Origin of the sequence: Halalkalirubrum salinum, from assembly GCF_005543295.1 — an archaeon.
Classification (GTDB): Archaea; Halobacteriota; Halobacteria; order Halobacteriales; family Haloferacaceae; genus Halalkalirubrum; species Halalkalirubrum salinum.
This window is the reverse complement of sequence record NZ_SRSG01000029.1, coordinates 45,762-55,842: the sequence shown is the minus strand read 5'-3', so window position 1 is coordinate 55,842 and position 10,081 is coordinate 45,762. Positions and strand designations below refer to the sequence as shown.

General features: G+C 58.7%; 9 protein-coding genes. 4 read left to right on the top strand and 5 right to left on the bottom strand.

Annotated features, from left to right (window positions below):
• Positions 1–147: 147 nt before the first annotated feature.
• Both E5K03_RS11405 and E5K03_RS11400 read right to left on the bottom strand, forming a co-directional pair.
• Positions 148–753, bottom strand: a complete 606-nt coding sequence (locus E5K03_RS11405; protein ID WP_138006969.1) for a J domain-containing protein — start codon at positions 751–753, stop codon at positions 148–150.
• Between the two features lie 79 nt (positions 754–832).
• A complete protein-coding gene (locus tag E5K03_RS11400; protein WP_138006968.1) occupies positions 833–1,090 on the bottom strand; it encodes an MTH865 family protein in 258 nt (85 codons plus the stop codon).
• Between the two features lie 123 nt (positions 1,091–1,213).
• Between E5K03_RS11400 and E5K03_RS11395 the strand changes: the two genes are divergently transcribed.
• Positions 1,214–2,263 carry a M42 family metallopeptidase gene (locus tag E5K03_RS11395; RefSeq protein WP_138006967.1) on the top strand — a complete coding sequence of 350 codons (1,050 nt, stop codon included), beginning with the start codon at positions 1,214–1,216 and terminating at the stop codon, positions 2,261–2,263.
• A gap of 67 nt (positions 2,264–2,330) precedes the next feature.
• On the top strand, positions 2,331–2,963 hold the full coding sequence (locus E5K03_RS11390; RefSeq protein ID WP_138006966.1) for a halocyanin domain-containing protein: 633 nt from the start codon (positions 2,331–2,333) through the stop codon (positions 2,961–2,963).
• 25 nt (positions 2,964–2,988) lie between these two features.
• Here E5K03_RS11390 and E5K03_RS11385 read toward each other — a convergent pair whose 3' ends face one another.
• Complete coding sequence (locus E5K03_RS11385; RefSeq protein ID WP_138006965.1) at positions 2,989–4,062, bottom strand: glycosyltransferase family 4 protein; 1,074 nt, start codon at positions 4,060–4,062, stop codon at positions 2,989–2,991.
• Positions 4,063–4,166: 104 nt separating this feature from the next.
• Between E5K03_RS11385 and E5K03_RS11380 the strand changes: the two genes are divergently transcribed.
• Together E5K03_RS11380 and meaB are read left to right on the top strand one after the other, a co-directional pair.
• The gene (locus E5K03_RS11380) at positions 4,167–4,586 is read left to right on the top strand and encodes a cobalamin B12-binding domain-containing protein (protein ID WP_138006964.1); all 420 of its coding nucleotides are present in this window, start codon (positions 4,167–4,169) and stop codon (positions 4,584–4,586) included.
• Between the two features lie 6 nt (positions 4,587–4,592).
• Positions 4,593–5,657 (top strand): methylmalonyl Co-A mutase-associated GTPase MeaB, encoded by a 1,065-nt coding sequence (gene meaB, locus E5K03_RS11375; protein WP_138006963.1) that lies wholly within the window; start codon positions 4,593–4,595, stop codon positions 5,655–5,657.
• Positions 5,658–5,673: 16 nt separating this feature from the next.
• Here the strand turns inward: meaB and E5K03_RS11370 are convergent, their stop codons facing one another.
• Positions 5,674–8,133, bottom strand: coding sequence for an efflux RND transporter permease subunit (locus E5K03_RS11370; protein ID WP_138006962.1), 2,460 nt, complete (start codon positions 8,131–8,133; stop codon positions 5,674–5,676).
• Positions 8,134–9,891: a COG1361 S-layer family protein gene (locus E5K03_RS11365; RefSeq protein WP_138006961.1), complete on the bottom strand. Its 1,758-nt coding sequence runs from the start codon at positions 9,889–9,891 to the stop codon at positions 8,134–8,136. It abuts the gene before it with no gap.
• Positions 9,892–10,081: the final 190 nt, after the last annotated feature.

Below are 10,081 nucleotides of genomic sequence, written 5' to 3'. Positions count from 1 at the left end.
GAGTGCAGGAGTACGAATCTAACAGTAGCGAGTGCAGGAGTACGAATCTAACAGTAGCGAGTGCAGGAGTACGAATCTAACAGTAGCGAGTGCAGGGAGTACAAATCCAACAGTAGCAAGTGATCGTCACTCTCTGGAGACCACCGGTCAGGACTGTCGACCGGCGTGATTCAGCGCGGTCGAATAGGCTTCGCGAACCTGCGTAAACTCGGCGCTTGTTCCTCCCTGGTCGGGGTGGACCTCCTTGACCCGATCGCGATACGCGCGCTTGATTTCAGACTCGTCCGCACCGGGAGTGATGTCGAGGCGATCGAAAGCAGCGACGACTGGGTCTGGCGTGCTGTCGAGTGACGGCCCGAGCCGTGGGACCTCGAAGGGAAGCCGTCGACCGAGTTGCGCGCCCGGCATCTCGTGTTCACAGAGAATGACGTAGGCGGTGTGTGACTGCAGCGCGAAGTAGATCCGCGCGTCGAAGGTCACCACGACGTCTCTGTCCGGGAGATAAAAGTCGACGACCTCGCCGGCGACTTCCGCGCCTTCAGTAAATGGCTCCTCGATCGCTCGGAGATACGCGCGGATCTCTGATCGTCGGCGTGACGCACCCGGATTGTGTCGCTGGCTTGTTCGCTCGGGTGCCGGAAAGAATCGTTCGCCGAAATAAAACGCGCTCCCAACGGCGATCGAAGCGCCAACTCCACCTAACACGCCGAAAAGGAACCAGGAGGGAATTGTCGAAAGAGCGTCAAGCGGCACACTGTGCAGTAGAACGTCGGGAAACAAGAATTGCTCGCTCGCGTGGGTCGATCGGCTGAAATCCGTGCTCGTAGCTAATTTAGATCATATCTTCGGCTTTGAGTCCCTCGATCACGTTGTCAACGAGGTCTTCAACGTTGTCGTAAGGGAACTCTTGGTGGCTACCGAGCTTTGCGGCCATCTCCATCGCGGTGAAGCTCACGTCGCCCGCCTCAAATTTTGTACCGGGGCCGTTCGGAAGTGCCGGCACGAGATCCATCTGGTTACTCACGGGGAAGTCCGCACCCTCGAACGCCTCAGTGAACTGCTCTCGAAGCTCCGCTTCAACATCTGTCATACCTGCACATGCACGTATCGGAGTCAAAAGCGTTCCGGAATCACTCCAAACTAATTGAAAGTTTTACCGATCGCGCTCGCCGGGAACTCGGCGTTTTAGTATCCACCAGCCGAATCACTCGGTATGGAGTTTGATTTCGACCTGCTGTGTGAGCTGACTGAAACGAGCGGCGTTGCCGGCTACGAGGATCGGGTACGGACGATCGTGCGCCGAGAGTTCGCTGAAACCGTCGACGACGTTCAGACTGACGCGATGGGTAACGTCGTTGGAACGATCGAAGGCGATTCACCCTACTCTGTCGCGGTTGCGGCGCACATGGACGAGATTGGGTTCATGGTTCGGCACATCACCGACGAAGGATTCGTTCAGCTCGACGCCCTCGGTGGGTTCGATCCGCGCGTGCTCCGCGCCCAGCGAGTCACCGTCCACACCGACGACGAGGACCTCACCGGAGTCATCGGGTCGGTTCCGCCCCACACACTTACCGACGAGCAGCGATCGGCCGACGACAAGGTCAAAGACGTCTACGTCGATCTCGGCCTCGACGGAGAGACAGTCGAGGATCGCGTCTCCGTCGGTGACCTGGTCACACTCCAGCAGACGACGATCGAGATGGGCGAGATGGTCACCGGCAAGGCGCTCGACGATCGCGTCTGTCTGTTAGCCATGCTCGAAGCGGCGCGTCGGATCGAGGACCCTGCGGTGACGATCCACTTTGCGGCAACCGTTCAAGAGGAGGTGGGCCTGCGCGGCGCGACAGCGCTCGGGGTCGACATCGATCCAGATCTGGCGATCGCGCTCGACGTGACCGTCGCAAACGACGTGCCGACGATCGGCAGCGAGGCCGACGCAGTGACGTCGCTCGGGGATGGTGTGGCGATCAAGCTGAAAGACTCTTCAGTCATCACGAGCCCGAAGGTCCACCGACGGATGAAAACGCTCGCCGAGGATCGTGAGATCCCGTTCCAACTCGAGGTGCTTCCCGCCGGTGGCACCGACACCGCCGGATTCCAGAACACCCACGGCGCGACGCCCGTTGGTGCGCTGTCAATCCCGACGCGGTATCTGCACACAGTGACTGAAACCGCCCACGTCGACGATATCGACGCGACGATCGAGCTGCTCACCGCGCTTTTAGAAACCGAGACGGGCGAACACAACTATACCCTGTAGTGTAGCGGCCACCAATCGACGACGGCGAACCAAAGTATTCACTACGATCGGATACAAACCCCGAGGTATGAGCGAAAACGCAGACGTTTCTCGCCGGGGATTCATGCGCGCTGCGACCGGAGCGGCGGCCGGCGGTGCCGCCGTTGCAGGCGTCTCCGGAACGGCAGCGGCACAGGAAGAAGAGCCCGACTGGGGCAGTTGGTTCGGTGAAACGAATGAAGGCACCTACGAGGACGCCCGCGGCTCCGACGAGGTCACGGTCTCGGTCGGTGCAGGTAGCGATGGGCTCGCCTTCGATGCGACCGGTGTGTGGGTCGATCCGGGAACGACGATCGTCTTCGAGTGGACAGGAGAGGGTGGTGGCCACAACGTCGTTGCCCAAGACGGGCCGGCGGAAGGCGACCTCGACAGCGGCGATCCAGTCGACGAGGAAGGCGAAACGTACGAGTTCGAGGCAACTGAAGACCACGAGGGGATCACCCAGTACGTGTGCGTGCCACACGAAGACCTCGGAATGATCGGCGGCGTCGCTGTCGGCGAGGTTGAAACAGTTGAGGCCGGCGGTGGTGGGGGCGGCGGTCCACCATCAGTGCCAGATTCCGCGCTCACGCTTGGCGTGGCCTCGTTCGTCGCAATGGTCTCGACGCTCGCGTTCGCGTTGTTTTTCTTGAAGTACGGCGGCGACTACGACGATCAGTAACCGTCGCTCGAACGGATTAGGCGTCTCAGAACAGTCCGCGGTTCGATCGCGCCCGCTCGTACACCGACTGGTAGCGATCAACCACCGACTCATAGCTGTACGCCTCGTAGGCCTCGTCGATCTGTTTTCGTTCGAGCGATCGGGTTGCAATGACCTCGTCGGCCAACTCCTGCGGGGAGGTGACCAACCGCCCACGCGTCCCCTGCAGTTTTGATTTGCCCTCAACGAGTTCGTGGGCGCTGGAGCCGACCTGATACTCGACAATTCCAACGCACCCACACGCCAATCCCCACAGGAGATCCGTCGCAAAGGGTTCGAATTCGGCCGTTTGGGCGAACACGTGCGCTCCTTTCATGTATGCGACACGCTCGTCGATCGGCAGATCACCGACAAACTCGACCTTGTCGTCGATTCGCAGATCTGCAGCGGTCTGAACAGCCGTATCCTTGTTTGGGCCATCACCAATAACGACTGCCGACCAGTCGCGGCGGCGCAACTCTGCGAGCGCCAACAGGAACGTCTCGACGTTGGCGTGCTCGTCGAGTCGCCGGCTGTAGACCAGATCCACATCCGAAGCAGGTCGTGTCTCTCGGATGAGGTCCATGTTGATGCCTTCGGGGATGACATCCAGAGCTGATTCGCGTGCGCCGTGTTCGCGGACCATCGTTGCGACCATTCGCGAGGGAACGACGATCCGATCGCACCCAGAGACCGCCTTGCGATAGCCACGCACGGGATCGCTATCGACATCTGACCACCAGTCGACGACGACCGGTACCCGGAGGAACGTCGCGGTTGCGTTGGCCGCCCGAACGTGTGCCGGTGGGCTGTTGATCGCGTGGATTACGTCCGGTGAGAGTTTTCGGAGCGCAAACGGCAGCTTCGTCGCAAACGCTCGCAGCGATCGGTCGTCGGTGATCGCCCGGTAGGTGATTCCGTGTTGCTCGAACGTCTGGTGTTCGCCGTCCCACCACCGCGCACAGCAGACGAAAACGTCGTGATCGAGCCGAGCAAGCGCCCGCGCGAGCCGGTGGAGTCGGACAACAGCGGGGGTATCGCGCCAGTGTGGCGTCTCCATCGACACGAACACGATACGCATACGCCATTGGAAGGACCGTCTGGTGAAAAACCCACCCGATCTGATAATCGAATTGTCCCTGATTTTCCGTTAGAGTCAAGCGATTGGTAGCCGAATGAGCCGCTATGAGCACAGATACCGCGCAACGGTCGATCCGCTGTCTCGTGGCGAAGGTCGGACTCGACGGCCACGATCGCGGCGCGCACGTCATCGCCCGTGCGTTCCGAGACGCGGGATTCGAGGTAATCTACTCGGGATTACACCGCGCACCCGAAGAGATCGTTCAGGCGGCTGTCCAAGAGGATGTTGACGTTCTCGGTATCTCGATCCTGTCGGGCGCGCACAACACCCTCGTTCCGAAGGTGATCGAGGGGCTCAAATCGTACGATGCCCTCGAAGATACGCTCATCATCGTCGGGGGAATCGTTCCTGAAGACGACCGTGAGAAGCTTAGATCACTCGGCGTCGCAGAGATTTTCGGGCCGGGGACGCCGATGGAAGAGACGATCGAGTTTGTCCGCGAAAATGCCCCGGAGCGTCCCTGAGCCTCGATGAGTCGGGTTGATCAAGACGAGCTTATTTCGGCGCTGTTGGCAGGGAAACACCGTGCGCTCGCACGAGCCATCACGAAGATCGAAAACCGATCGCCAGGGTACCGCGAACTCGTCTCCGAACTCCACAGACACACTGGCACAGCGAGTGTTGTCGGGATCACCGGCAGTCCGGGCGCAGGGAAATCGACACTCGTCGACAAACTCGCAAAACGCTACCGCGATCGAGGCGAGACTGTCGGTGTCATCGCAGTCGACCCCTCCTCGCCGTACACCGGTGGCGCAGTGTTAGGCGATCGCATCCGGATGGCCTCAAACGTCGGCGACATGGACGTCTTCTTCCGATCGATGAGTGCCCGCGGCCAGCTCGGTGGACTCTCGACGGCGACCGCCGACGCAGTCAAAGCCCTCGATGCGTTTGGAAAAGACCGGATTCTGATCGAAACCGTCGGCGCAGGCCAAAGCGAGGTCGACATCGTCAAAACGGCCGATACGGTCGTCGTCCTCGTCCAGCCTGGCTCAGGTGACGACGTACAGATGCTCAAAGCGGGGATCTTAGAGATCAGCGACGTCTTCGTCGTCAACAAAGCCGACATGTCTGGGGCAGCCAAAACCGTCGCGGACCTCGAAGAGATGATCCACATGCGCAACGATCCCACCCACGGCCTGCAGACGGGCCACCACGGATTTGAGATACCCGATCACCTCAACCGCGCTGATCCAGCCGACGAGGGCGATCGCTGGGAGCCGCCGGTTGTCGAAACAGTCGCCACAGCGGGAGACGGGCTTGCGGATTTACTCACGGCGCTGTCGTCGCATCGCGAGCACCTCGAAACGACGGGCGGGCTGGATCGAAACGCGCGAATCCGGGCAGCCGAAGAGATCAGACAACACCTCCGATCGGATGCTGCGACACTCTTAGAGGCAGAAATCGATCGACGTGGCGGCATCGACGCGCTTGCGGAGCGAGTTGCGGCTCGCGAGACAGACCCCTACACGATCGCCGACGAACTTTTAGAGCCGCTTCGAGAGACGATCAAACCACGCTCTGATCGACAGGAGTAGTCTCCGCGACTCGCTTTTAGGGGAGACGCTCTCGAATCCGACCGACTGCCAGCAACATCGGTTGGCGATCGATGATCGAAACCCAAACCACGAGCGCAGGCGGGAGCACGATCAGTGATGCGAGGTACGCAAGAATAATACTCACTGCTGTTAACAATCCAAACTGTCCCAAAAGGGGGGTAATTGCGAGCACCAGTACTCCCGTCCCGAAAGCAGTCGTCGCCATCGTTCCGGTGAGCGCACCACCGGTTCCACGGAGTGTCGTCACAACGGCGTGGTTGACGTCACCAGTCTCTTCGTACACATCGTAGAATCGGTGGGTAACGTGGACCGTGTAGTCTACTCCGAGCCCGATTGTGATGGCCAGTATCGTCGCTGTGAGCGCGTTGAATGGGATTTCCGCGAATCGCATCGAGGCAGTCAACACCGATATTGCAACCGTCACTGGAACAAGTGTGACGAGCCCAAGTGATGGACGGCCCAAAAAGACGCCGAATAAAACAATAAGGAAGACTGCCGAGAGCCCGATCGCCGTAGCAAGCGAGACGATTGCCGAGTCGAAGATTTCGTCGGCCACCGCCTGGAACACGATGATTTGGCCGGTTGCTATCGCGTCGCCGCGGTACCGCTCAGCGACAGCGCGGGCGTCAGCGGTGATTTCATCGTCAGCAGCGTCTGAGCGGACCTCGTAGACGACCCGAGTCGCACGGTTATCGTCAGTGAGGTACTGGTCAGTGAATCCCTCGAAGTCTGAATCGCGCAGTTCGCTGTATATCCGATCGGTATTACGATTCGGCTGGCCGCCATCGAGTGCCGATTGGTCGACGAGCGCAGCGAATTCTGGATCCTCATCGGCGTAGGCGTCGATTGGGTCGGCGACGCTGTCCGTTCGTGCGCGGCCATCGGCTTCAACAAACGTTGACGGCGGGTCTACCTCGGCGCGTTCAAGCGACCGCAGCGCCGTATCGTCTGCCATGCGTGTCTCAATATAGATCGTGACCGTGTCGTCTTCGGAGCTCTCAAAGGTCTCTTCTAAGAAATTGATCGTGCCGGTAACCGTGTACGCTTGTGGTTCAAGCGGTCCCGGCAGATACTGGACGTACATGGGCTCTTCAGACGGCGGGAGAAAGTCCTCGTCCTCGAAGGTAGTGTCAACCCCGGATCCGTACACCGCCGCCCCACCAGCAAGCACCAGCATGAAGGCGACGAATATCGCAGGTGCAGGCCGCGACAGCCGATACAATCCTGGCAGTACCGATCCAAGAATAGATCCCTCCGATCCCATGGGTCTGTCACTGAACACTGGGACGCCACGATCGAGCCGCCACTCGTCGACCACAAGTTTGGCTGCTGGCAAAAATCCGACAAAGATGACCAACGTGAACACGATCCCGATCGCGGCGACGATTCCGAACTCTCGAAGGGGATCAAGGCCGCTTGTCAGGTTCGCAAGAAAGCCAATAATTGTCGTTCCCGCAATAATCGAATACGCGATTGACAGCTGTTGTAACGAAGTTTCCATTGCTGTCTCGGGGTCACTACCAGTGATCCGCTCCTCACGGTACCTGTTGATTGTGTGAATGCCAAAATCGATACCAATCGCAAGCAGCAGAACCGGCACCGAAATTAACACGTCCGAGAATGCGATTCCGACGTACCCAGTAAATCCAAACGTCCAGATGATCGTCATGACCAGTGCGATCGCGCCGAGAAGGAAGTCAAAAGGATCACGATACGCGTACGCCAACAGCCCGAGGATGATCACGAGTGCGGCCGGGACGACGATCGCCAACGAGTCGAAAATAACGCTTTCAAACTCATCGTCGACAATACCACTGCCAAAGACAGTCACATCGCCAGGAGACCGCTCGGCGATGGTTTGAGCGTCTGTTTGGACAGTGGTCAGATCCGGCTCTTCCGGGAAGTCATGGGTAAAGACAGCGAGGGATGCAGAGGCAGTTCCGGACTCCGGGTTGTAATCGTCTGCGAGGAGAGTCGAAAACGCCGGGTCTTCACCGGCATCGATGACCGCATTGCGGACTTCACCCTCAGTCGAACCCTCTATTGCCGATCGTTGTGCAGCGATCGTGTCCGCATCCGGATCGAGTTCTTGGGCAACATCGGAGGCGGGTGAATTAAATTCCGAAACACGGAGGTCATCGCGGTTTTCGATCCGCTCAGCAGTCTCGAGCATATTGAGAAGCCCCCTGCGGTCAAGCACGTTCGTATCGCGTTGGATGAGCTGTGTGCTCGGATCGTCACCACCGAAGGCCGGCTCAAACTGTTCGTTGACCTGATCGAGCGCGTCGGACTCAGGAATATCGTCTGCAAACTGATCGCTCCCTGCCTCAGACTCTAACAGTGCCATTCCCGGCGCAAATGCAACCGTGATGAGGAGACAGACAACGACGATCTGTCGACGTCGATCGATCGTGGCCGTCGCGCTGTGTTTGAGGAGGCGTTCGGTGCGTCCCATCTACTTGAGGCGGCGCTGGAGCCAGTCACGGGACCGCGTAGCCGCAGTTGCAATTCGACCACGAGTATAAACGACTGCAATCCCGAACACTCCGACACTGAGGAGAATAATCGATCGTCGGTCCGCCGTGAGCGCGGTGAGCACTGACTCGAGGAGTCCAGGGTCCGTCGATTCGACGACATCGACAGGCAGTCGATAGGTGTCTGTGAGCTGCTCGTCCCCATCCTCATCGAGATATCGGAGATCAATGCTTGTGGCGTACGTCTTTGCGGAGGCGCTGCCGTCAATCTCGACTTCGAAGCTCATTGTCGTAGACTCGTTTGGCTCGAGGGCGGTTACGAACGCCTCGTCGTCGGTTGCATCCAGCGGATCGTTTGCGAAGAGCTTCGCCTGGACGTCTTCGACGCGCTCGTCGCCAGTATTTTCGACGACAACATCATACCGAACGGTGTCGCCGGGAGTTGCGTTCGACGGCACGGTTGCGTTTGGTGTCGCTGGCGATACCGCAAAGACATCTTGCTCCTCCGCGACGGGGACGACAACATCGAGTGGATCCGAAACCGAAACATCTCCGTCAGCTGTGCGGTACCGCGTTGCGATGTTCAGTGTGCGATTGCCAGCGAGGGCGTCGGTTCGGATTCCTGCTTCAAGTGTTACTGTGGCGGACTCACCAACATCGAGTGTGCCAACAGTCGCCTGGGTTTCCCGCGGAACAACGTTCGGGTCGGTCGGCACCGCCTCTTCAGTTACCCCTTCAACCGCCGGGGCCTCGTTGTCGAATACGACGATCACGTCCTGAGCGGGCACTGGTCCATCGTTCGTGACCTCTGCAGTAAAGTGTCCGTCCTCGCCGATCTGCAACGAGCTGTTTATTCCTTGAGCGCCAAACGATTGTTCGCCGAGTGGTGTGACCCCGGTCCGAACCGTTCGTGCGGTCGCGTCCGCAGACTCGTTGTCACGGTACGCAACGTCGAGTTCGAACGTCGAAGGACGTTCTGTCGAATCGGCGGCCGCATCCATTCGGTAGGTAAAGGTTCGGTTCTCACCGGGTTCCCACCGATCGACGAACGTGTCAGTTGTTCCTGAGTCCGTCGAAAACGAAATATCTCCGTCGACTGGCGTCGCCGTGACGTCTGTATCACGTGCGAGGCCGTCCGCGACGTTCCGCATCGTCACGTTTACCAGCCCGGATGTGCCTGCTTGAACCGTCGAATTGATGTCAACGACGGCAAACTGTGCACGATCCGTGATCTCTACTTCGACGTAGACTGTTTCTGTCTCGTCGCGCTCGTCTTGGATCGTGGAACCGTCTTCGATCTCTGAATTGTAAGCGTGGCGGTACTCCAACTCGATCGGCACCTTGTAGACGCCCGGCTCAGCGTCAGCATCCGGAACGACGGTGAACGAAACGGGGCCAGTTGTTCCTTCGCCGATATCACCGACGGCTTGTTCGCCTGTCCGAACGTCGAATGGGACATCGTCCTCAGTTTCGTCGTCTGTAACGATGCGGGCAGTGGCAGACTGCGCCGTAATAACGTCAGTTTCGAGATCCTCACGGCCGCGATCGCTGAGATCACCGCGGTTGTTGAACGTAACGTCGAGGCTGGCTTCTTCACCCGGAACGAACGCAGTCTCTGGCGCATACGCTTCAATTTCCGGTTCACCACGGGAATCGTCAACATCCTGAGCGGTTCCGATTCCAGAGACAATGACGGCAGTTACAAACAAACAGATAGCCGCCAACTGGAGCGCTCTCATATGTACGTAGATATGATTATGCCACGTACGTGTAATACACTTCGCAAACAGGAGGAAACAAATTATTTGTTTCTTGATAAGTATGCCACTGTGCAGACGAACCAGAGAGAATAGTACGCCGACAGATTCTGGCCCAAGAGCGCGGTGAGTCGATCGTACGCTTTTTTGTGTTCAGTTCCTGTGAGAATGT

Coding starts and splice junctions, on each gene's coding strand:
- E5K03_RS11380 (WP_138006964.1), top strand. CDS start 4,167: ATGAGCACAGATACCGCGCAACGGTCGATCCGCTGTCTCGTGGCGAAG.
- E5K03_RS11370 (WP_138006962.1), bottom strand. CDS start 8,133: ATGGGACGCACCGAACGCCTCCTCAAACACAGCGCGACGGCCACGATC.
- meaB (WP_138006963.1), top strand. CDS start 4,593: ATGAGTCGGGTTGATCAAGACGAGCTTATTTCGGCGCTGTTGGCAGGG.
- E5K03_RS11400 (WP_138006968.1), bottom strand. CDS start 1,090: ATGACAGATGTTGAAGCGGAGCTTCGAGAGCAGTTCACTGAGGCGTTC.
- E5K03_RS11385 (WP_138006965.1), bottom strand. CDS start 4,062: ATGCGTATCGTGTTCGTGTCGATGGAGACGCCACACTGGCGCGATACC.
- E5K03_RS11390 (WP_138006966.1), top strand. CDS start 2,331: ATGAGCGAAAACGCAGACGTTTCTCGCCGGGGATTCATGCGCGCTGCG.
- E5K03_RS11395 (WP_138006967.1), top strand. CDS start 1,214: ATGGAGTTTGATTTCGACCTGCTGTGTGAGCTGACTGAAACGAGCGGC.
- E5K03_RS11365 (WP_138006961.1), bottom strand. CDS start 9,891: ATGAGAGCGCTCCAGTTGGCGGCTATCTGTTTGTTTGTAACTGCCGTC.